At 37.1% G+C, this 22,084-nt stretch carries 18 protein-coding genes, 1 riboswitch and 1 other annotated feature (1 of these 20 cut by a window edge); of the genes, 2 read left to right on the top strand and 16 right to left on the bottom strand.

Annotation, left to right across the window (positions count from 1 at the left end):
* Positions 1-17: 17 nt before the first annotated feature.
* Positions 18-626: a succinate dehydrogenase cytochrome b558 subunit gene (locus MKX29_RS15725; RefSeq protein WP_095372349.1), complete on the bottom strand. Its 609-nt coding sequence runs from the start codon at positions 624-626 to the stop codon at positions 18-20.
* Between the two features lie 447 nt (positions 627-1,073).
* Between MKX29_RS15725 and MKX29_RS15720 the strand changes: the two genes are divergently transcribed.
* Positions 1,074-1,550 carry a YslB family protein gene (locus tag MKX29_RS15720; protein ID WP_224935807.1) on the top strand — a complete coding sequence of 159 codons (477 nt, stop codon included), beginning with the start codon at positions 1,074-1,076 and terminating at the stop codon, positions 1,548-1,550.
* 97 nt (positions 1,551-1,647) lie between these two features.
* Here the strand turns inward: MKX29_RS15720 and MKX29_RS15715 are convergent, their stop codons facing one another.
* From MKX29_RS15715 to zapA, 13 genes are all read right to left on the bottom strand, one after another.
* Complete coding sequence (locus tag MKX29_RS15715; protein ID WP_341106469.1) at positions 1,648-2,877, bottom strand: aspartate kinase; 1,230 nt, start codon at positions 2,875-2,877, stop codon at positions 1,648-1,650.
* A 155-nt stretch (positions 2,878-3,032) separates the two neighbouring features.
* Positions 3,033-3,213: riboswitch (Lysine riboswitch) on the bottom strand.
* A gap of 69 nt (positions 3,214-3,282) precedes the next feature.
* The gene (gene uvrC / locus MKX29_RS15710; RefSeq protein WP_251162600.1) at positions 3,283-5,055 is read right to left on the bottom strand and encodes an excinuclease ABC subunit UvrC; all 1,773 of its coding nucleotides are present in this window, start codon (positions 5,053-5,055) and stop codon (positions 3,283-3,285) included.
* A 142-nt stretch (positions 5,056-5,197) separates the two neighbouring features.
* Positions 5,198-5,515, bottom strand: a complete 318-nt coding sequence (gene trxA, locus MKX29_RS15705) for a thioredoxin (protein WP_095372346.1) — start codon at positions 5,513-5,515, stop codon at positions 5,198-5,200.
* 230 nt (positions 5,516-5,745) lie between these two features.
* Positions 5,746-6,723: an electron transfer flavoprotein subunit alpha/FixB family protein gene (locus MKX29_RS15700; RefSeq protein ID WP_095372345.1), complete on the bottom strand. Its 978-nt coding sequence runs from the start codon at positions 6,721-6,723 to the stop codon at positions 5,746-5,748.
* Between the two features lie 39 nt (positions 6,724-6,762).
* A complete protein-coding gene (locus MKX29_RS15695) occupies positions 6,763-7,536 on the bottom strand; it encodes an electron transfer flavoprotein subunit beta/FixA family protein (protein ID WP_224935805.1) in 774 nt (257 codons plus the stop codon).
* Between the two features lie 210 nt (positions 7,537-7,746).
* Entirely contained in the window at positions 7,747-8,520 is a 774-nt protein-coding gene (locus tag MKX29_RS15690; RefSeq protein WP_341106467.1) for an enoyl-CoA hydratase, read from the bottom strand.
* Positions 8,521-8,545: 25 nt separating this feature from the next.
* Positions 8,546-9,130: a TetR/AcrR family transcriptional regulator gene (locus tag MKX29_RS15685; protein WP_095372342.1), complete on the bottom strand. Its 585-nt coding sequence runs from the start codon at positions 9,128-9,130 to the stop codon at positions 8,546-8,548.
* Between the two features lie 234 nt (positions 9,131-9,364).
* Complete coding sequence (locus tag MKX29_RS15680; RefSeq protein WP_224935804.1) at positions 9,365-11,071, bottom strand: AMP-binding protein; 1,707 nt, start codon at positions 11,069-11,071, stop codon at positions 9,365-9,367.
* A 379-nt stretch (positions 11,072-11,450) separates the two neighbouring features.
* Positions 11,451-11,858 (bottom strand): DUF350 domain-containing protein, encoded by a 408-nt coding sequence (locus MKX29_RS15675; protein WP_095372340.1) that lies wholly within the window; start codon positions 11,856-11,858, stop codon positions 11,451-11,453.
* 76 nt (positions 11,859-11,934) lie between these two features.
* Positions 11,935-14,292, bottom strand: a complete 2,358-nt coding sequence (locus tag MKX29_RS15670) for an endonuclease MutS2 (protein WP_341106465.1) — start codon at positions 14,290-14,292, stop codon at positions 11,935-11,937.
* A gap of 41 nt (positions 14,293-14,333) precedes the next feature.
* Positions 14,334-16,052 (bottom strand): DNA polymerase/3'-5' exonuclease PolX, encoded by a 1,719-nt coding sequence (gene polX / locus MKX29_RS15665; protein ID WP_341106463.1) that lies wholly within the window; start codon positions 16,050-16,052, stop codon positions 14,334-14,336.
* Positions 16,053-16,224: 172 nt separating this feature from the next.
* The gene (locus tag MKX29_RS15660) at positions 16,225-16,764 is read right to left on the bottom strand and encodes a CvpA family protein (protein ID WP_095372338.1); all 540 of its coding nucleotides are present in this window, start codon (positions 16,762-16,764) and stop codon (positions 16,225-16,227) included.
* An 8-nt stretch (positions 16,765-16,772) separates the two neighbouring features.
* Positions 16,773-17,033 carry a cell division protein ZapA gene (gene zapA, locus MKX29_RS15655; protein ID WP_095373635.1) on the bottom strand — a complete coding sequence of 87 codons (261 nt, stop codon included), beginning with the start codon at positions 17,031-17,033 and terminating at the stop codon, positions 16,773-16,775.
* Between the two features lie 116 nt (positions 17,034-17,149).
* Here zapA and rnhC point away from each other — a divergent pair, with 116 nt between their 5' ends.
* Positions 17,150-18,094, top strand: a complete 945-nt coding sequence (gene rnhC / locus MKX29_RS15650) for a ribonuclease HIII (RefSeq protein ID WP_341106461.1) — start codon at positions 17,150-17,152, stop codon at positions 18,092-18,094.
* Between the two features lie 284 nt (positions 18,095-18,378).
* Here rnhC and pheT read toward each other — a convergent pair whose 3' ends face one another.
* Complete coding sequence (gene pheT / locus MKX29_RS15645; protein WP_341106459.1) at positions 18,379-20,793, bottom strand: phenylalanine--tRNA ligase subunit beta; 2,415 nt, start codon at positions 20,791-20,793, stop codon at positions 18,379-18,381.
* Between the two features lie 17 nt (positions 20,794-20,810).
* Positions 20,811-21,848 (bottom strand): phenylalanine--tRNA ligase subunit alpha, encoded by a 1,038-nt coding sequence (gene pheS / locus MKX29_RS15640; RefSeq protein ID WP_281202189.1) that lies wholly within the window; start codon positions 21,846-21,848, stop codon positions 20,811-20,813.
* A gap of 54 nt (positions 21,849-21,902) precedes the next feature.
* Positions 21,903-22,084, bottom strand: a binding site (T-box leader); it runs 68 nt beyond the window's last position.

Raw genomic sequence — 22,084 nt, 5'->3', positions numbered from 1 at the left:
AAAAATGTATGTATTCATTACACGAAAGCAAAAATAGCACGAATACCTACAATTGATAATGCGATAAAAATAACTAAAGTTACATAAGTTGAAATCAATTGTGATCTAGGAGATACTGTAATTCCCCAGCTTACCATGAAGGACCATAAACCATTTGCAAAGTGGAAAATTGCAGATAATACACCAACGATGTAAAATGCTAACATGAATGGGCTAGACAAAATATCAGCCATCATATCATAATTTACTTCGGCACCGAACATTGCTGCAATACGAGTCTCCCAAACATGCCAAACGATGAAAATCAATGTAATCACACCGGTTACACGTTGAACTAAGAACATCCAGTTTCGGAAAAATCCGAATCTTGAAGTGTTATTTTTTGCTGTAAACGCAATGTAAAGACCGTAAATTGCATGATATAACAAAGGTAAGAAAATAATAAATATTTCTAGGAAATATCTAAAAGGAAGACTTTCCATGAAATGTGATGCGCTATTAAATGCCTCTTCTCCCCTAGTTGCAAAATGGTTCACTACTAAGTGTTGGATCAAAAAGACCCCAACAGGTATAACTCCAAGTAATGAATGCAATCTGCGATTTAAAAACTCTCGATTACCCGCCATAAGTTTACCCCCTTGAATTTGTAGCATGACACGCTGAATATGTACATAACAAATCCTTCGCATCACTAAGAAAATGCAAATCATTTTCAAAACATTTATATGACATGTCCATTTTACTCCCATCGCCCATTAGCGTCAAGAAAACGGATACAGATTTTGTCGATATTACGAAAATTTTTTCTATTCTAGTTTCACTCAAAAAACCAATGATATAGTTTTTTCAACCCTATTTGGCGGTATATTAAAATAGCTTAAATCACGCAATAATATTCATATTTTACGCATAAAAATACATTTACATTAGATTATTATTAGTGTTAAGATTATTCCCATAATTTACACCAGTTTTACAAACTAAAAATTTTTCCCTTTTCACTGTACGTATTCGTTTTTTCCAAGTAAATTGTATATATTAGACTTTATGAAAGAGGGGAGATTTAGCATAATATGCCATCTCAAGAAGCCCAAATAGAACAAACCGAAAACATGGCAGAATCAATCGAACCAAACAAAGAAGTGATTCCATCCTTTGGTTATGAATTAATTAGAGAAGAACTTTTACATGATTTGCTAGGTAAAGACGCACCAGATATCTTATACTGGGCAGGCAAGAGACTAGCGCGTAAATATCCTCTACAAACAGAAGAAGACTTATTCAGTTTCTTTGTCGAGGCTGGTTGGGGAAAATTAACGAAAAACCTCGAAAACAAAAAAGAAATCGAATACGAGTTAACAAGTGAAGTCATTCAAAAGCGCTGTAAAGAAAATGCTCACGCAACATTCCAATTAGAAGCTGGTTTTATTGCTCAACAAATCGAACAGAAAAAAGAAGTGATTTGCGAAACATTCGAGCACCCACGTAAAAAAGGTGGAAAGGTCCTCTTCACAGTCAAATGGGATAAAAAGGACAATATCCACACCTAATAAATATACCCAACAGTAAAAAAAATCCAAACATCATTCTTTTTAAGGCGTTTAAATGGTGTTTGGATTTTCCTATCTTATACTACTGCTAGCTCATTTAATTTTTTATTAAATCCCCAACTAAATTAAACGTTTGATGTAAAGCTTGAGCAGCATTTAACATATGCGCTTGGTCAATCACAGCCGAGACCTTTATTTCAGATGTACTGACCATCTTTACAACGATGTTATTAGCAGCTAATACATTAAACATCTCAGCTGCTACTCCTGGGTTTGAAATCATTCCTGAACCGACAATCGAAATTTTCGCCAATTGTGATTCCCATTCAATCTGATCATAACTTAAGGCTTCTCGATTTTTTTCTAGTATTTTCACAGTCTCTGTAAGATCTTGGTTTTTAATAGAGAAAGATAAGCCTGATGATTTATCATCTGTAATACTTTGTATAATAATATCAACATTTATATGTTCTTTCGCCAAGAGTGAAAAGATGGATGAAAGGCTTATTAAAGGGTCTTTAATCCCTAGTACAGATACCCTTGTAATATCATCTTCAAAAGCAACCCCTCTAACAACTAAGTTCTCTTCCATTTCCGCAACCTCCTCAATAATTGTTCCTTCTTCTCGTTCCATACTGGAACGTACTTCAAGCTTTACATTGTAATTTTTTGCAAACTCAACTGCTCTTGGGTGTAGAACGCCTGCACCAAGATTAGCTAATTCAAGCATTTCATCGTAAGAGATTGATGGAAGCTTTCTTGCATTTTTTATATAGCGTGGATCAGTTGTGAATACACCTGTTACATCAGTGTATATATCACATTTGTCCGCTTTTAATACTGCTGCAAGAGCCACGGCTGTTGTATCAGAGCCACCCCGACCTAATGTCGTTATTTGGCCAGTCTCACTTAAACCTTGAAAACCCGCTACGATAACAATTCTCCCTTTCTTTAACTCTTGTGAAACAGGCTTTGTGTCAATATCAGTGATTCTTGCGTCACCATGTACTGATTCCGTTTTAATCCCTGCTTGCCAGCCTGTATAGGAAGTTGCCTCATAACCTTTGGAATTTAATGCAATTGTTAATAAGGAGATTGTAACTTGCTCACCTGTAGATAACAACATATCCATTTCTCTCTTACTTGGAGCAGGTGATAATTCTTTTGCCATACCAACTAATTGATCAGTCGTTTTGCCCATAGCCGACACAACGACAACGATATCATTACCATTATTTTTTTCTTCAATGACACGGTTAGCTACATTTTGAATATGATCAACCGAGCCTACGGAGGTTCCACCAAATTTCTGTACAATTAAGCCCACTTTTCTCCCCTACTTTCAAGTCATTCGTTTTTTATTCCCTGCCGCCTGTATGTACAACCAACACATTTCTACCCATATTCGGCATAAAAAAAAGCAATGAGATGAAACCCATCCCATTGCTGTGTAGTCAAACGTATGAACAATCTACGCACACACAGTGAGATAGCCCTCCAAGACAGATAGTCTTGACAATCCTGCACTTATTCAATGCAGAACCAGCGAAGAAAATATTGAGTCTTTCTTCACTTCGGCGAATATTCCCTTTCAAAGTCCTTCAAACGAAGCTCAATCTTCTAAGGAACTTTTACTAATGAAACTCGCACCTCTACCTTCACTTTCAAGTTAAAAAGTGATTTGATATAAAGTTAAAAACACTATACCATATTTGTTTTTTTCAGACAATGTCTATTCATGTAACTTTTCATAAAGTTCTTGTGCAACTTTTAATGGTAAGCCAGATTCCCTAAGGTCTTCTACACTAGCTGATTTCATTTTTTTTACAGAACCAAAATCTTTTAATAACTGCTTTTTTCTTTTTTCCCCAATACCATCAATTTCATCAAGAAGTGACTGAAATGCACTCTTTCCACGAACTTGTCTATGAAATGTAATCGCAAATCGATGCACTTCATCTTGAATACGTTGTAATAAATAAAATTCCTGGCTATTTCGAGCGAGGGGAATGATCATTAATGGATTTCCATAAAGAAGTTGAGATGTTTTATGCTTATCATCTTTGACTAATCCTGCTAGTGGAATATCTAAACCGAGTTCATTCTCAAGCACATCTCGAACGACTTCAACATGTCCTTTTCCACCATCAATGATAATTAAATCAGGTAGGGGGAGCCCTTCTTTTAAAACCCGGCTATATCTCCGTCTCGTCACTTCCCTCATAGATTCATAATCATCTGGTCCTTTAACTGACTTAATCTTATATTTCCGATACTCCCTTTTTGCAGGCTTACCATCGATAAAGACAATCATTGCTGAGACAGCATCGGTACCCTGGATATTGGAGTTATCAAAAGCTTCAATGCGATAGGGTGTGTAAATTCCTAGCTCCTCACCTAAGCTTTCTATTGCATTCACCGTTCTTTTCTCATCACGTTCAATAAGCGAGAATTTTTCTTTTAAAGCAATCTTTGCATTTTTATAGGCAAGTTTCACTAGTTCTTTTTTTCTCCCTCTTTGAGGAATAAATATTTTCACATCCAAAAGCTGCTCAGCCATCGTCACATCAACAGAGTCTGGCAAGTAGATTTCCTTTGGTTTAAAATGGTTAGCTTGTTCATAAAAACGGCCGAGATAGGTGAGCATCTCTTCTTCAGGCTCATTATAGATTGGAAACATAGACACATCTCTTTCAATGAGTTTCCCTTGCCTAATAAAGAATACTTGTACACACATCCAACCCTTATCAACCGCATAAGCAAACACATCTCGGTCTGTAAAATCCGTCATCGTAATCTTTTGTTTTTCCATCGTCGTTTCTATATGGATAATTTTATCTCTGAAATCTTTTGCTTTCTCAAACTCTAGCGCTGCGGACGCTTCTTCCATTTTCGTTGAGAGTTCTTTTTTGATCTCTTTATAACCACCATTTAAGAAGCGAGTAATCTCATCTGTCATTTGTTTGTATGTGTCAGATTTTACTTCATTTACACAAGGAGCTAGACATTGTCCGATATGGTAGTAGAGACAAACTCTATCTGGTAAGGTGTTACATTTTCTTAAAGGATAAAGGCGATCTAATAATCTCTTTGTTTCATTGGCCGCCTGCACATTTGGATATGGACCAAAATATTTACCTTTGTCTTTTTTTACTTTTCTCGTGGTAATTAATCTCGGATGTCTTTCATTTGTTAATTTAATAAAAGGATAACTCTTATCATCCTTTAACATGACATTATATTTGGGGTCATGCTTTTTAATTAAATTTAACTCTAATAATAATGCTTCCATATCGGAAGAGGTCACGATGTATTCAAAATCTTCAATTTCATTTACCAGCCTTAATGTCTTTCCATCATGCGAACCGGTAAAATAGGACTTAACCCGATTACGAAGCACTTTCGCCTTACCGACATAAATAATTGTCCCTTGGCGATCTTTCATTAAATAACAACCAGGTTGAGCAGGTAATAAAGGTAATTTATTTTTTATATTATCATTCATAATTAGCTGTCACATCCATACCTAAAAAGAATATCATTGCAGGAGGAAACCATACCCTTCTTACTGATTTTGCCATACTTGTACTGTAAAAAAACCCCGATCTTCTAAAAGTAGAAGCCGGGGTTTGTTTTTATGGTACTTCTTATGCACCATGTTTTTGAAGCAATTCAACTAGTGCTTCTTTCGGTTGGAAACCAACCACTTTATCTACTTCAGCACCATCTTTAAATACGATGAGAGTCGGGATGCTCATAACACCAAATTTACCAGCAGTTTCTTGGTTATCGTCAACATCAAGTTTAACGATTTTTACTTTATCTCCCATTTCTCCATCAATTTCCTCAAGAACTGGTCCAATCATTTTACAAGGTCCGCACCATGGTGCCCAGAAGTCTGCAAGTACAAGACCTGAACCAGTTTCAGCAGTAAAGTTTTGATCTGTTGCATGTGTGATAGCCATAATATTTATATCCTCCTAATAAATAACTAAAAAATCTTATCGAAAGTATATCATCGATTAATAATGGATGCTATTATTTTGCTCGTATAGATTACCCATTTTTTTATTGTATCATACTGAACCTTTAAAAAGGATTCAATGTCTATTTTATTCAACATTAATCTTTTTGCCAACATAGTAAAGAAGCGGATAGTATAAGTCTACCCGCTCATATCAGATATAAACGAAAATTATGCATTTACAAGTAATTCTTTAAACTCTTTCGTTAGTAATGGAAGGACTTCGAATAAGTCGCCCACAATACCATAATCCGCTACTTTAAAGATATTCGCTTCAGGATCTTTGTTGATGGCAACAATAATCTTTGAATTGGACATCCCAGCTAAATGTTGAATCGCACCAGATATACCGCAAGCGATATAAAGGTCCGGTGTAACTACTTTACCTGTTTGACCGATTTGAAGTGAGTAATCACAGTAGTCTGCATCGCATGCGCCACGTGAAGCTCCGACAGCACCACCAAGGACATCTGCCAATTCTTTTAACGGCTCAAAACCTTCTTCACTTTTCACACCGCGTCCACCAGCAACAATAACTTTTGCTTCAGAAAGGTCTACACCTTCTGTTGCTTTTCGTACAACTTCCTTGATGACTTGACGCAAGTTTTTAATTTCTACAGATAAAGATGAAACATCTCCATTTCTACTTTCATCTTTTTCAAGTGGTGCAATGTTATTAGGACGAATAGTAGCGAAAAGAAGTCCATCTGTTACAATTTTCTTTTCAAATGCTTTTCCTGAGTATATCGGACGAGTAAAGACTAAGTTACCACCCTCAACTTCTAGATCTGTTACATCAGAGATAAGACCGGATTCTAACTTTGCCGCAATCTTCGGTGCAAGATCTTTACCTTGGGCAGTATGTCCGAAAATAATTCCTTCAGGATCTTCTTGATCAATAACGGCAAGTAAGGCTTGGGAATAACCGTCAGATGTATATTGTTTTAACAGTTCATCCTCAACTGTTACCACTCGGTCAGCTCCATACTGAATGAATTCAGCTCCTAAAGCGCTTACAGAATCACCAAACAAAACACCTACAACTTCTCCACCTTCAGCAGATGTTTTTGCTGCAGCAACTGCTTCAAAAGAAACATTTCGCAATGAACCTTCTCTTACTTCACCTAATACTAAAACTTTTCTAGCCATTATTATACCCCCAACGTTTTTATTCTTTTATGCTCACTATTAGACAACTTTTGCTTCGTTATGAAGTAGACTGACTAATTCTTTTACTTGACCCTCTAATTCACCTTCAAGCACTTTTCCAGCTTCTTTTTTCGGTGGTAGGGAGATTTCGATTGTCTTTGTTTTCGCTTCTACATCATCTTCGTCTAAATCAAGATCGTCTAATTCAATTTCGTCTAAAGGTTTTTTCTTTGCTTTCATAATCCCTGGTAAAGAAGGGTAGCGCGGTTCATTTAAACCTTGTTGTGCAGTGACAAGTAATGGTAGAGAAGTCTCGATTACTTCAGAATCACCTTCTACATCACGAACAACTGTAGCTGTTGTACCTTCAATATCTAACTTAGTGATGGTTGTGATATAAGGAATAGCTAATAGCTCCGCTACGCGTGGGCCAACTTGACCTGATCCACCATCGATGGCTACATTCCCACCAATAATCAAATCAACCTCTTTATCTTTAAGGAATTCAGCTAAAATTTTAGAAGTCGTAAACTGATCTCCTTCTTCAACGTCATCTTCTGTATTAATCAGTACTGCTTTATCAGCACCCATCGCTAATGCTGTACGAAGTTGCTTCTCAGCTTCTTCTGTCCCTACCGAAACAACCGTTACTTCACCACCATGTTCATCACGAACTTGGATTGCTTCCTCGATTGCATATTCATCGTAAGGGTTGATGATGAATTCTGCTCCATCTTCATTAATTTTACCGCCTGAAATCGTGATCTTTTCTTCTGTATCAAATGTTCTTTTCATTAGTACATAGATGTTCATGGTTTCGCCTCCTAATTTTACAAACATTCCATTGCTTCATAAGATTTTGACAAATAAAACTAAATTGTTGACTGAGCGTATGCTCAGTCTTACAATAACCTATTCCCAAAATACTTTTCAAATCGATTATTATTTAACAATTTAAATTATTAAATCTATTATAATAGATTATGAACAAAATTGGTAATGAAAACGTTTATATTTAAAAAATTATTTTCCTGAGAAAACTGGATTTCGCTTTTCAACAAAAGCAGAAATACCTTCCTTTGCATCCTCACTTACGAAAACTTGACCAAAAAGTTCTGCTTCCTTTTTCACCCCATCATAATAACGGTTGGATTTACTATAATTCAGTAATTCTAATGTTGCACCGACAGATACTGGGCTCTTTTTGGCGATTTTTTGTGCCATTGAATAGGCATTTTCTAACAGCTTTTCTTCAGGGTAAGCATGATTGGCTAAACCGAGTTGTACAGCTTCTAGCCCTGTAATTGGATCACTCGTTAAAATCATTTCAGCTGCTTTTGCCATTCCAACAAAACGAGGTAATCGTTGTGTACCAGCAAATCCAGGAATTAATCCAAGCTGCAATTCTGGTAGTCCCATTTTTGTATTCTCAGCAACTAAGCGAATATGACAACTCATTGCAAGTTCCAGACCTCCACCTAAAGCTGCACCATGAATGGCTGCAATAATAGGCTTCTTGAAGGTTTCTATTCTCTCAAAGAGCGCTTGTCCATTTTCTGCTAGATGTGAGAAACCTTCACCACTTTCGATAGAAGTAAACTCCTTAATATCTGCTCCAGCAGAGAAGAAGCGGCCTTCTCCATGAATGAGGATCACCCTAATATCTTGGTTTGGCTCAATCTGATCCAGTACTTCACCTAATTCCTCAATCAACCCAGATGATAGTGCATTGGCAGGAGGGCGATTAATGGTAATTGTTGCAACTTCATTATCAATCTTCCAATTTAAGTATTCCACTTTTGCTTACCTCCATTATTTTTAATTACTGGCTTTTGCACCCACTGATTAAAAGGCGATGAACTTCGGGCGCTAACGCAGTTAAATCATATTTTTGATCATTCATCACCCATGTTGTGGCAGTTTCATCCATTGTCCCAAAGATCATCTGTCTAGCTAATCGGACATCGAGATTACTAGCAAACTCACCCGTTTTTTTTCCTTCGAGTAAGATTGAATCGATTAAGCCTAAATAACCTTTTAAGATGGCATTAATTTTTTGCCGTAAATCGATATTCGATTGCCTTAGTTCTAATTGTGTCACGATAGCTAAATGTTTGTCTTGAGATAAAATATGAAAGTGGGTTTCGACCATCATTAATAACTTCTCTGCTGCTCTTACTTTTCCTGCTATTTTCTCCTCAATCATTTCAACAAAGTGACCCATTTTGTTTTCAAAGAGGGAAATTAAGATATCTTCTTTGTTCTTAAAATATAAATAAATCGTCCCATCAGCCACGCCTGCCTGTTTGGCAATCTTTGAAACTTGTGATTGATGGTAGCCATTCTCAGCAATGACTATCACTGCCGCATCAATAATCTGTCTGTATTTTGGTTTGTTCTTCTTCAAAATCATTCTCCCCCTATATTACTCTTGCTCCTAACAAAGAGTATACCGGAATGGAGATACTCGTTTCCACCTAATCAACAGAACAACCATTCCGAATGATAAAAATGAATGAATAGTCATTCATAAAATTATATTATTATCTAATGATTGTTCTGTCAAGAAACTTTGCATAATTATTATGTTTTTAAATTGGACAAGCTCTAGGTTTCAAAAAGAATGAGCCACATGGCCCGATTATTTTATCGCCTCATTTTGCTCTTCAGCAAATTTCTTTTTATCTTCCTCAATTAAAGTTCTTCTCAGTATTTTTCCTACTGCTGTTTTAGGTAGTTCCTCACGAAATTCATAAATTCTCGGTACCTTATAAGCAGCTAAGTGTTTTCTAGCAAACTCATTTAATTCATCTTCTGTAATATGGGCACCCTCTTTTTTAACAATATAAGCTTTAACTGTTTCTCCTCGGTAAGGGTGGGGCACGCCAGCTGCTACTACTTCCTGGACTGCTTCATGCTCATATAACACTTCTTCTATCTCTCTTGGATAAATATTAAATCCACCGGCGATAATCATATCTTTCTTGCGGTCAACCACATAAAAATAGCCTTTTTCATCCATATACCCTAAATCCCCTGTTAATAACCAGCCGTCTTTTAATGTTTGTTCCGTATCATCTGGACGGTTCCAATAGCCTTTCATGACTTGTGGACCTTTTACACAAATCTCTCCAATTTCACCAACAGGTAAAAATTCGCCATTTTCAGTAGACATAATTTTTGCATCAGTGTCTGGCCAAGGAATCCCAATACTCCCCTTTACTCTCGGTTCATCCCAAAGGAAATTAGCATGTGTCACAGGTGAAGACTCTGTTAGCCCATATCCTTCTACTAATTTACCGCCAGTGATTTCTTCAAATTTTTGTTGGACCTCAATAGGTAGTGCCGCTGATCCACTGATACAGGAATCGATGGAAGAAAGGTCAAATTCTTTAATTTTAGGGTGATTCAATAATCCAATATAAATGGTCGGAGCACCTGGGAAAAGTGTTGGCCTTTGCTTCTGAATCGTCTTCAAGGTTGTTTCAACATCAAACTTGGGTAGTAAAACCATTTTGTTAGCTTCCATAATTGTCAAGATCATAACAGTTGTCATACCATATACATGGAAAAATGGCAGTATCCCTAGAATAACCTCTTCGCCTTTTTTCGTTTGATATAACCATGCTTTACACATCGCTGCATTGGATACTAAATTTTTGTGGGTAAGCATAACTCCTTTCGGAAATCCAGTCGTCCCACCTGTATATTGTAATAGGGCTAAATCTTCATTGAATTCTATCTCATATGTTTGAACTGGTCTTGCTTCACCTTTTAATATTTCCGTTAATAAATGATAATTGCCTTCATGTCTGACATTGACTGATAAGCCATATTGCTTTTTCTGAATAAATGGATACACAATATTTTTTGGAAATGGTAAAAAGTCCTTGATAGCGGTTACAATTACATGTTTCAATTCTGTTTGAGGTAGTATTTTAGTCACTCTCGGAAAAAGTATATCCATTGTGATAATCGCAATCGCTCCTGAATCCTTCATTTGGAATTCAAGTTCTCTTTCCATATAAAGTGGATTTGTTTGGACGACCACTCCTCCTGCGAATAGAACACCATAATAACTTATGACTGACTGCGGGGTATTAGGTAACATGATAGCGACTCGATCGCCTTTCGTTATTCCGATACTTTGCAGGTAGCCTGCAACTTTTAGAGCGGATTCATAGACATAACGATACGTAAATTCTTTCCCCATAAAGTGAATGGCTTTTTTTTCAGGGAACTCATTTGCGGCAGCAACTAAAAACTCCTGAACAGGCTGTTCTGGATAGGCAAGTGTTGATGGGATTTCATTAGGGTACAGCTTCAGCCACGGTTTTTCTTCAGACATTTACGACCCTCCCCAAATATTATATTTTTAGAACATTTAAAATTGTTCACCTTTTATTATAATATACACTTGTAAGCAAGACAAATGAAATTATATAAATCTGTGCCTTATTTCCTAAAGGTACCTCTTTATCTTATGCTAAATAGCACAAACCATGGCCACCATGAGGGAAGGAGAAAAGTTGTATGAGCAAATAAAGTACGGCGCTCTTTTAATAAAAAAAACTAGACAACCATTCGTTGTATTCTGCATACGAATAATTGTCTAGATCTAACTAATGAATCAATTCCTTTATATCATAAAGATGACGCCCGCTAAGATAAATAATACGCATAATACAAGTAATATTTTTGCTAATCTCTCCATTCAATTACGCTCCCTAAGATATGCTCGCACCAATAATATAAGAAATTCCGATAGATAATATCATAGATATCAGTCCAACAGCAATATTATTATTTTGTATTTCATCATCTACTTTTATTTTCGGACTCATGAATTCAAAAACAAAATAAGCGACTAACAATAAAATAAAACCGAACACACCCCAACCGATCATGACAAGTAAATGATCATTATGCATAATCGAATGACGAAACACATTTGCTATCCCAAAGATCTTACCACCTGTAGCCATTGCCACAGCAACATTTCCTTTTTTAATCTCTTCCCAATTCTTATATTTCGTTACAAGCTCAAATACTGCTAAAAAGACAATCATACATAGAATAACCACACTAAAGTAGGCAGCGGTATGAACAAATTCATTTTCCCAAAACTGATTCATTTTATGTTCTCCCCAAAAATTTTTAATGAATTCTTTTTGTACTTACATGTTTTTTCATGCATGTGTAAGATAATCGCTATTTAAATTCTACCACAGTCACACCCGTTCCACCTTCACCAGCTTCCCCAAACCGAATGGATTTGACCGAACGGTGATTTCGTAAATACTCTTGCACACCTTGCCTTAGAGCACCCGTTCCTTTTCCGTGAATGATAGACACGCGCGGATAACCTGCTAGAAGAGCATCATCAATATATTTCTCGACTCTCAAAAGAGCGTTTTCATATCTTTCGCCTCTGAGGTCCAGCTCCAAACTAACATGATAATCTTTTCCTTTTACAGTGGCCATTGGTTTTGTTTCCACCGGCTTAGGTGTTTTAATAAACTCTAAATCTTTTTCTTCCACCTTCATTTTTAAAATGCCGATTTGGACACTCCATTCTTTTTCAGCTAGTTTTTCTAATAGCTGGCCTTTTTGACCGAAACTTAATACCTTTACTTCATCTCCAGGCTGGAATTGATGGGTTTGATTTGCACTTTTTTTCTTTTGTTTCTTCACTATTTCAGGTGCGGCGTCAGATAGACGTTTTCTTGCTTCAATCAGTTCATGCTCTTTAACTTCTGCATGCTTTTCTATGCGCATTTGTCTAAGTTCGCTAATAATGCTTTCTGCTTCTTCTTTCGCTTTCTCTACAATAGATGCGGCTTCTTCCTTTGCTTTTTGTTCTAGCTCATCTTTTTCTTCATAGTAGGAAACCATTTGTTTTTGCAAATCTTTATGAAGCTTCTCAGCGTTTTTTAATAATGCATATGCTTCTTCACGCTCTGCCTCCGCTTGCTTTTTACTACTTTCCAATGAGGCAATCATATTTTCTACTTTGTTACTATCAGCACTTATATATTCCTTGGCATTGGTAATTACACGTTCATTTAAACCAAGTCGTCCTGAAATTTCAAAAGCATTACTACGACCAGGAACGCCAATCAATAATTTATAAGTAGGACTTAACGTTTCTACATTAAATTCAACACTGGCATTTACAACCCCCTCACGATTGTAACCATAGGCTTTTAACTCGGGATAATGGGTTGTTGCAATGACTTTAGCTCCTCTGTTATACACTTCATCCAAAATAGAAATGGCTAAAGCTGCCCCTTCTTGCGGGTCTGTTCCTGCACCTAATTCATCAAAAAGGACTAAACTATTACCGTCCACTTTTTCTAAAATATCAACTATATTGACCATATGTGACGAGAAAGTACTTAAACTCTGTTCAATTGACTGTTCATCACCGATATCAGCATAAACAGCGCCAAATACCGCTACTTCTGACCCGTCTAAAGCAGGAATTTGTAATCCTGCCTGTGCCATCAATGTAGAAAGACCAACTGTTTTTAATGTGACTGTCTTACCACCTGTATTCGGTCCCGTAATAACGATGGAAGAATAAGCTTCTCCCATCGTTATGTCGTTCGCTACGACTTCATTGGCTGGAATCAATGGATGACGAGCTTTGAAAAGCCTAATATGACCTTTGTCGTTTACAGATGGTTTACTTGCCTTTATGCTCTTTCCATATCTTGCTTTTGTGAACATAAAATCCATTTCACCTAAAACATAAACAATGGTTTGTAGTTCATTATTATACTCATTCGTTAATAATGATAGCTGAATCAGGATTTTCTCAATTTCTTGCTGCTCTTTTACCCTGATATTTTGTAATTCATTATTTAGTTGAACAATAGACTGTGGTTCTATAAATAATGTCTGCCCAGAAGAACTTTGATCATGAATAATACCACCATAATGACCACGATATTCTTGTTTAACAGGAATAACGAAACGATCATTACGAATAGTAATAATCGCATCAGAAAGCATTTTCTGTGCGCTGGACGAACGAATCATTGATTCTAATTTATCTCGTACCCGACTCTCTCTCGTTCTTAATTGTGTCCTTAATTGGCGTAAGTTTTCACTCGCACTATCAAGTACATCTCCATTTTCGTCAATACTATTTCTAATCGCCGTTTCTAGCTCAACTAGAACAATGATTTTTTCACTATAGCTGAACAAGATTGGTATTTCATTTTCTTCTTCATCAGCAAAATCTTCAATGAAACGCTTCATTTGTCGACTTACATGAATCGTACTGGCTATTTGCATCAGTTCATGCGGACTCAACATTGCACCAATCTTTGTTCGTTTTAAGTGAGGAGTAATGTCAAAAATCCCCCCTAAAGGTACACTACCTCTCATACGTAACACTTGAGCTGCTTCATCCGTTTCGTTTTGCAACTTAATCACTTCGGAAAAATCTGTTGACGGTACTAAATCTTCCGCTTTTTTCTTCCCGAGGCTTGAGGACACATAGTTTAAAAGCTGTTCTTTCACTTTATGAAATTCGAGCATTTTCAAAATTCTATCTTGCATGAAGTAATCCCCCTTCATTTTTCCTTATCAATCCGCTCTCTTTACTTACGACTCTTTAAAAACTGTAATAAATCATCGGCTTCAAATGTATTAAGGACCGTATCTTTTAATAACCATGCTTTTTTTGCAGCTGATACACCCACTTCCATATGATCGAGTGTTTCTATTTTATGAGCATCAGTATTAATGACAATCTTCACATCAGATTCTTGTGCTAATTTTAATGCTTCTGTTGCGAGGTCTAACCGATTCGGGTTAGCATTTAATTCAAGTACCGTATTCGTCTCTTTTGCTAATGCAATTAATTTCTCAATGTTGACAGCATAACCATCCCGTCTCCCAATCAACCGGCCTGTGGGATGAGCAATAATATCAACATGTGGGTTTCTCATCGCATTTTCTAATCGGTACATGATTTGCTCTTCTGATTGTGAAAAAGCTGAATGAATAGAAGCAATAACAATATCCATCTCTTTCAGCACATCATCTTCATAATCTAGGGAACCATCCGGTAAAATATCCATTTCTATCCCAGACAAAACTTGAAAATCATCATATTTTTCATTGATTTCGTGAATGATTTCTTTTTGTTTTAATAACCGTTCCTTTGTTAATCCATTCGCTACTTTTAAATATTGCGAATGGTCCGTAATTGCCATATAACGATAACCCTTTGTGCGACAGGCAGCAATCATCTCTTCAATTGAATTAGCACCATCACTCCATGTTGTATGCATATGAAGATCGCCCTTGATATCTTCGTTTTCTATAAGTGGCGTGTTTGCAGTATATGTCTCAACTTCCTGACCGTCTTCACGAATTTCAGGAGGAAACAAAGGTAAATTAAAATGAGCATAAAAATCTTCTTCTGTTTGGAACGTTTTAATCGTTCCTTTTTCTATATCTTCTACACCATACTCACTGATTTTTTCTCCCCGTTCCTTCGCCAATTGACGCATACGAACATTATGGTCTTTAGAACCGGTAAAATGGTGAAGTGTAGAAGCAAACTCTTCAGGAGTTACAATTCTAAAATCAACAGAGACATCATATTTTTCTGCAAGCACTACAGAAACTTTTGTTTCTCCTGCCGCAATCACTTCTTTAATCTCTCCTATTTGTAAAAGCTGTTCTTTCACTGAAGCAGGAACCGTCGTTGAAATAATAAAGTCCAAATCTTTAATCGTCTCTCTCATTCTTCTAATACTACCTGCTCGAGAAAAACGGTCGATATCTATAAATGAAGATAAAAATCCTTCAATTTTCTCAGCAATCGGTAGCATAAAAGCAAGAGGCAAGCGTTCCGGTCTAGTTCCCACATTAGCTAATGCTTCGAGAATTTTTTCTTCTGTTTTCTTCCCAAATCCGGCTAAAGCTTGTACTTGATGATCATTACAAGCCGTTCTTAAATCTTCAGCATTCTTAACCCCAAGCTCTTTATACAATTTAGCAATTTTTTTACCACCTAAACCCGGCAATTGCAAAAGTGGAATCAAACCTGCTGGTACCTCTTTCTTTAATTCATCAAGTGCACTCGTTGTGCCTTCTTCTACAAACTCTGTGATAACAGCAGAAGTACCCTTACCGATACCAGGTAACTTCGTATAATCCTCTATTTCATCCAACGTTAAATCACTTGTCTCTAACGCCGTTGCTGCTTTACGAAAGGCAGCTGTTTTAAAAGGGTTCTCGCCCTTTAACTCCATATAAATAGCAATCGTTTCTAATAAATGAACAACATCCTTTTTATTAATTGTCATAAGTGTATCGCCTCATTTACCTTCATATTTTCTTAGTCTTTCCCGTTTTCTTACTACCTATAAAATCATACAATATTTCCACCGTTCCAGACAGTCTCGCCCCTTAATGGTAGACCTATCAAAAAAAGATTGGCTTTAAATAAAGAAAACTTCTCTTCCTAAGGTAGAGAAGTTAAGAAGCTACATAATCAATCCATAACTCTTTTATCTGCTGGGAAAACACTGGTGTATGCTCAATAATAAAGTTTGCCATAAAAGAGCCGTCTAGAGTTGACTGCACACTATCTATTGGCAATAATGCTGCTATGTATAATAAGATAAACATGATAAGATAAACTTCTATAAATCCTAAAATACTTCCAGCCCAACTGTTTAATTGTTTTAATATCGGAAAACTTGCGAGAAAATCTAGCATACTGCCGATAATTTGTAATACAATCTTAACTGCAAAGAAAATGATTGCAAACGCAATTGCGCGATAATAAGCTGTCTCTAAGTCTGTGTTACCTAAAATCGTTTCAAGCTGTGAATTCCCGAAGTTCGGATATGGAATCCATAAGGTTAATTTAGGAGCTAAAGGCTCATAGTATAGTCTTGCCACAACGAAGGCGACAATAAAGCCTAATAGATGGATAGCTTGAAGAATTAATCCTCTTCGTAGACCTATGAAAAACCCGAAGATTAACATGATAATAATGGCAAGATCAAGCATAATTCGTGTCAGTCCTTTACTCTATTTAATTCTTCTTTAAGACGTTCTACTTCGTCTTTAAGTTTCAAATAATCGTTCATTGTGTTCACAGCTGTTAAAACAGCAAGTTTACTAATATCGAGCGAAGGATTCTTTGCACTAATATCTCTCATTGTTTCATCCACCATGGATGCAACTAAACGGATGTGGCTGGAGCTCTCCGTGCCGACAATTGTATACGGGATACCATATATATCAACCCTTGTTCGGTTTTTATCAGTATTTGACAACATACAAGCCCCCATTCTGAAGAATCCTAAACATTATCATAACACGAACCATTTTTTGAGGGAAGTCAAAGCTTGTCAAAAAGACAGAGGAATTGTCAAAATAGGAGGAATCAATTATGAGTCAAATAGTATTAAAAAAGTCTACAGCAGAACTGCAACAAATGAAAACACATTACCAAGCTCTACTATCACCGAAACAGCCTCCCGGTAGTATTTTCACGGCCAAAACAAACAACTGTACAATTACTGCCTACAAATCAGGTAAAGTATTATTTCAAGGAGCAGGCTGTCAATCAGAAGCAGATAAATGGGGGGGCTCCAATAGCGAAGTCGCACCGAAAAAGAAAGCCAGCTTGCCAAAAGGATCCAAATTACCGGATCATTTTGCATCTTTATCCGTTGTTGGCTCAGATGAAGTTGGGACAGGAGATTACTTTGGACCAATGACAGTAGTAGCAGCTTATGTAAGTGCAACAAAGATTCCGCTATTAAAAGAGCTTGGCGTGCAAGACTCTAAGAATTTAAATGATCAGAGAATTATCCAAATCGCTAAACAAATTAAAGATGTCATTCCCTTTAGTTTACTTACACTACATAATGATAAATATAACAACATGCAACAAAAAGGAATGTCTCAAGGAAAACTAAAAGCTCTCCTTCATAACCAAGCTATTAATAGTGTGCTTGAAAAAATGTCTCCAGAGAAGCCAGACGCCGTCTTAATCGATCAATTTGCTCAAGAAGGAGTATATTATAATTATTTAAAATCTCAAGCCAATATACAAAGAGAAAATGTATATTTCAGCACGAAAGGTGAATCTGTACATATCGCTGTGGCAGCCGCATCAATCCTTGCACGCTATGCGTTTCTCCTTCGATTCGAGGAATTAAGTAAAAAGGCTGGCTTTCCACTAACAAAAGGTGCCGGTCCTAAGGTTGACGAATGCGGTGCGAAATTAATACATATCCATGGTGAAGATTCTCTAAGGCACTTTGTGAAACTCCATTTTGCTAACACCGATAAAGCAAAAGCTCTTTATAGAAAGAAGTATAAAGCATAAGGCAATCGGGCGCCGCTCTTTTATGAAGAGCGGATTTTTTCTTTTGCTGGCGGCTCTCAATCTCTCAGCTTGTGTGCTGCTTCTGATACAGTATTTTTCCCTTATACTGCGTTCTCAGCATGGCGCTTCTTCTGGGACCAGTGTTTCTTCGTATTACCACTTTCTTGCTCTTATTTCTTCCTATATCTATAGTCTCTTAAGTAGCTAATTGTTCTTTTCAATTACACTGTACAAAAAAAGTGATACTACCGAAAAATAACGGTGAGTATCACTTTGATGATTATTTATCCACGAAGGACAGCACCAGTTTTTGCTTCTAATGCTTTTAACACTTTGTCATGGGCTTTTACAACATCTTCATCTGTAAGAGTCCGTTCTGGATCAAAATATTTCAGTGAATAGGCAATTGATTTTTTACCTTCTTCCATTCGATCGCCTTCATATAAATCAAATACATGAACGTCTTTTAGTAATTTGCCGCCTGCTTCACGAATGACAGTGCTTAATGCTTGAGCCGTCGTTGTTTGATCGACCACTAAAGCAATATCTCTCGTAATAGATGGATAACGAGGAATAGCTTCATAGCGTAAAGGTTTAATTTCAGCATGTAATAATTTCTCTAATGACAATTCAAAAACATACGTTTCTTTTAAGTCTAATTCTTTTTCAACATTTGGATGAACTTGACCAATAAACCCTATACTCGTTTCATTTAGAAATACTTCTGCTGAGCGACCTGGATGTAGCCCATCTTTCTCAAATTTGGTAAACGTGATTTGTTCTAACAAGCCAAGTTTACTAAATAACCCTTCTAGAATTCCTTTCAGAACAAAGAAATCAACTGGCTTTTTCTCCCCTTGCCATTGATGTAACTCCCATAAACCTGTAATGGCCGCAGCTAAATGTTCTTTTTCCTCAGGCAACTCATTCTCAGCTGTACGTAAGAAAATAGAGCCTGTTTCGTAAATAGCAGTAGCGTCAATTTGTCTTGCACTATTATATTTAAGGACTTCTAGTAAATGCGGAGTTAAGCTTAGACGTAACACACTCCGCTCTTCACTCATCGGCATCGCAAGCTTGATTGGGTCTCTAGCTTCTAAGGAATAGTTTTGCGCTTTATCTTCACTCGTTAAAGAATAAGTGATGGCTTGATATAATCCCGCGCCTTCCAAATATTGACGAACGATACGTCGTTTCTTTTGATAAGGCGTTAAACTACCTGCTGAAGCCGTTCCACCAGGCAATGTTGAAGCAAGATTATCGTATCCGTATAGGCGACCCACTTCTTCTACAAGATCCTCTTCTATTGTAATATCCCCACGTCTTGTTGGCACTGTTACTGTCATTTCATTCTCTTCAACCACTGTCTTGAATTGCAGTCTTTCTAAAATATCTTTTGCTTCACTCACTAGTAACGATGTTCCAAGGACACGATTGATTTTATCAATGGTAATGGTGATAACCGTGGGTTCTACTTTTAACGTGTCAACCTCTACTGATCCCTCTAATACTTCTCCGCCTGCGTATTGCGTGAGTAACTGCGCTGCTCTTTCTGCTGCTGGACGAACACGCTGTGGATCAACACCTTTTTCATAACGCGCACTCGCTTCACTTCTTAATCCGTGATCTTTCGAGGACTTTCTAATCGCACCGCCAGTGAAGTAAGCTGATTCAAGTAGTACGGTCGTTGTTTCATTACCAACTTCTGAATTCGCTCCACCCATTACACCAGCTAAAGCAACTGGTGCTTCCCCATTTGTGATAACTAGGTGATCAGTTGTTAATTCTCTTTCAGCATCATCAAGCGTAGTGATTTTTTCACCTTGGTTGGCACGGCGAACAAGAATCTCTTTCGAACCTAGGCGATCATAATCAAACGCGTGTAAAGGCTGACCGTATTCAAGCAAAATATAGTTCGTAATATCAACAACATTATTATGTGGACGAATACCAGCTGCTGTTAAACGAGCTTGTAACCATAGTGGTGACGGAGCGATTTTTACATTTTTGATTACTTTAGCGACATATAATGGATTATCATCTGCTGCTTCTACATTTACAGTGATGTAATCAGCGGCCCTCTCAGAAACAGTCTCTACCTTTGGCTGCGGTAATTTCACATCTTTCCCTAAAATAGCAGCGACTTCATAGGCAACACCTAGCATACTTTGGCAATCTGCACGGTTCGGTGTTAACCCTAATTCTAATACTTGATCATCTCTGTGCAATTGCTCTAATGCATTGGTTCCAAGCTCTGTATCTGCTGGAAACACATAGATACCTTCACTATAATCTTTAGCGACTAACTTACTTTCAAAGCCTAGTTCTTGAAGAGAACAAATCATACCATTCGAAGCTTCGCCACGTAATTTTGCTTTTTTAATTTTAAAATTCCCCGGTAATACTGCACCTACAGTTGCAACTGCCACCTTTTGTCCTTTATCAACATTAGGAGCCCCACAAATGATTTGCACAAGTTCGCCATCGCCAAGGTCTACTTGACAAATATTTAATTTATCAGCACTTGGATGTTTCTCTTTTTCAGCTACATAGCCGACGACAACACCCTTAATTCCTTCATCAAGTGTCTCTACACCTTCAACTTCAATCCCGCTCTTTGTAATTTTCTCTGCTAATTCTTCTGGTGTAATCCCAGATAAGTCAACATATTCTTGTAACCATTTATATGAAACATACATATCGTTGTCCTCCCCCTTTATTCATGAATTGAGAATTGCTTTAAGAATCTACTATCATTTGTATAGAAATGACGAATATCATCGACACCGTATTTCAACATTGCAATACGCTCAGCGCCCATTCCAAAGGCAAAACCTGTATATTTTTTAGAATCAAAACCTGCCATTTCAAGTACATTTGGGTGTACCATTCCTGCACCTAAAATCTCAATCCAACCGGTTGTTTTACATACATTACAGCCTTTTCCAGAGCAAATCATACAAGAAATATCCATTTCTACAGATGGCTCAGTAAATGGGAAGAAACTTGGACGAAGGCGAATTTCTCTCTCTTCACCAAACATTTTTTTCGCAAATACTTCTAGCGTACCCTTTAAGTCTGTCATGCGAATATTTTCATCTATCACAAGTCCTTCAATTTGCATAAATTGATGAGAATGAGTCGCATCATCATTATCACGACGGAATACTTTTCCTGGACAAATGATTTTCACTGGACCTTTCCCCTCATGCTTTTCCATCGTTCTAGCTTGCACAGGCGAAGTATGTGTGCGTAATAATATATCTTCTGTAATATAGAATGAATCTTGCATATCACGTGCAGGGTGACCTTTTGGTAAGTTCAATGCTTCAAAATTATAATAATCCTTCTCCACTTCAGGTCCTTCCGCTACGGTATAGCCCATTCCAATGAATAAGTCCTCAATTTCTTCAACAACCCTTGTTAATGAATGATGATTACCGGTATGTATAGGACGACCTGGTAATGTCACATCAATCGTTTCTGCAGCAAGCTTAGCTTGAATTTGCGCTTCTTCTAACTGCACTTGTTTTGCCGTTATTCCTTGCGTAATTTGATCACGTACTTCATTTGCTAATGCACCCATTTTTGGACGTTCTTCTGCAGAAAGTTTCCCCATTCCTTTTAGTACTTCTGTGATTGGGCCTTTCTTACCTAAATAAGCAACGCGGATATCATTTAATTCTTTTAAATCTATTGCCGCAGAAACCTTCTCTAACGCTTCTGCTTGCAATTCTTTTAAACGCTCTTGCATCTTGAAACTCCTCCTTTTAATACTTTTTTGACAAAATAAAAAACCTTATCCCATGAAAGGGACGAGGTTTGGAATCGCGGTACCACCCTTTTTAATACAACAATAAAAAACATGTTATATTCGCTTCATTTCGATAACGGCAAAAAGCCGGTGCATCTTTACATCGAAAATATTCGATGGTCCCGATGTCTGCTCAAGAGCTGAAATTTCGAGTAAGTCGCTCATAAAAATGCTTT

The sequence above is a fragment of the Cytobacillus sp. FSL R7-0696 genome, assembly GCF_038006865.1.
GTDB lineage: Bacteria > Bacillota > Bacilli > Bacillales > Cytobacillaceae > Cytobacillus > Cytobacillus kochii.
The sequence above is the reverse complement of the archived record's forward strand: the minus strand, read 5'-3'. Positions and strand labels throughout refer to the sequence as shown.

Excerpts from the sequence above, each read along its gene's own strand:
- MKX29_RS15720 (WP_224935807.1), top strand. The coding sequence starts at position 1,074 with ATGCCATCTCAAGAAGCCCAAATAGAACAAACCGAAAACATGGCAGAA.
- polX (WP_341106463.1), bottom strand. The coding sequence starts at position 16,052 with ATGACAATTAATAAAAAGGATGTTGTTCATTTATTAGAAACGATTGCT.
- trxA (WP_095372346.1), bottom strand. The coding sequence starts at position 5,515 with ATGGCTATCACACATGCAACAGATCAAAACTTTACTGCTGAAACTGGT.
- MKX29_RS15670 (WP_341106465.1), bottom strand. The coding sequence starts at position 14,292 with ATGCAAGATAGAATTTTGAAAATGCTCGAATTTCATAAAGTGAAAGAA.
- uvrC (WP_251162600.1), bottom strand. The coding sequence starts at position 5,055 with ATGAATGATAATATAAAAAATAAATTACCTTTATTACCTGCTCAACCT.
- MKX29_RS15700 (WP_095372345.1), bottom strand. The coding sequence starts at position 6,723 with ATGGCTAGAAAAGTTTTAGTATTAGGTGAAGTAAGAGAAGGTTCATTG.
- MKX29_RS15675 (WP_095372340.1), bottom strand. The coding sequence starts at position 11,858 with ATGAATCAGTTTTGGGAAAATGAATTTGTTCATACCGCTGCCTACTTT.
- rnhC (WP_341106461.1), top strand. The coding sequence starts at position 17,150 with ATGAGTCAAATAGTATTAAAAAAGTCTACAGCAGAACTGCAACAAATG.
- pheT (WP_341106459.1), bottom strand. The coding sequence starts at position 20,793 with ATGTATGTTTCATATAAATGGTTACAAGAATATGTTGACTTATCTGGG.
- MKX29_RS15660 (WP_095372338.1), bottom strand. The coding sequence starts at position 16,764 with ATGCTTGATCTTGCCATTATTATCATGTTAATCTTCGGGTTTTTCATA.
- MKX29_RS15680 (WP_224935804.1), bottom strand. The coding sequence starts at position 11,071 with ATGTCTGAAGAAAAACCGTGGCTGAAGCTGTACCCTAATGAAATCCCA.
- MKX29_RS15695 (WP_224935805.1), bottom strand. The coding sequence starts at position 7,536 with ATGAACATCTATGTACTAATGAAAAGAACATTTGATACAGAAGAAAAG.
- pheS (WP_281202189.1), bottom strand. The coding sequence starts at position 21,848 with ATGCAAGAGCGTTTAAAAGAATTGCAAGCAGAAGCGTTAGAGAAGGTT.
- MKX29_RS15725 (WP_095372349.1), bottom strand. The coding sequence starts at position 626 with ATGGCGGGTAATCGAGAGTTTTTAAATCGCAGATTGCATTCATTACTT.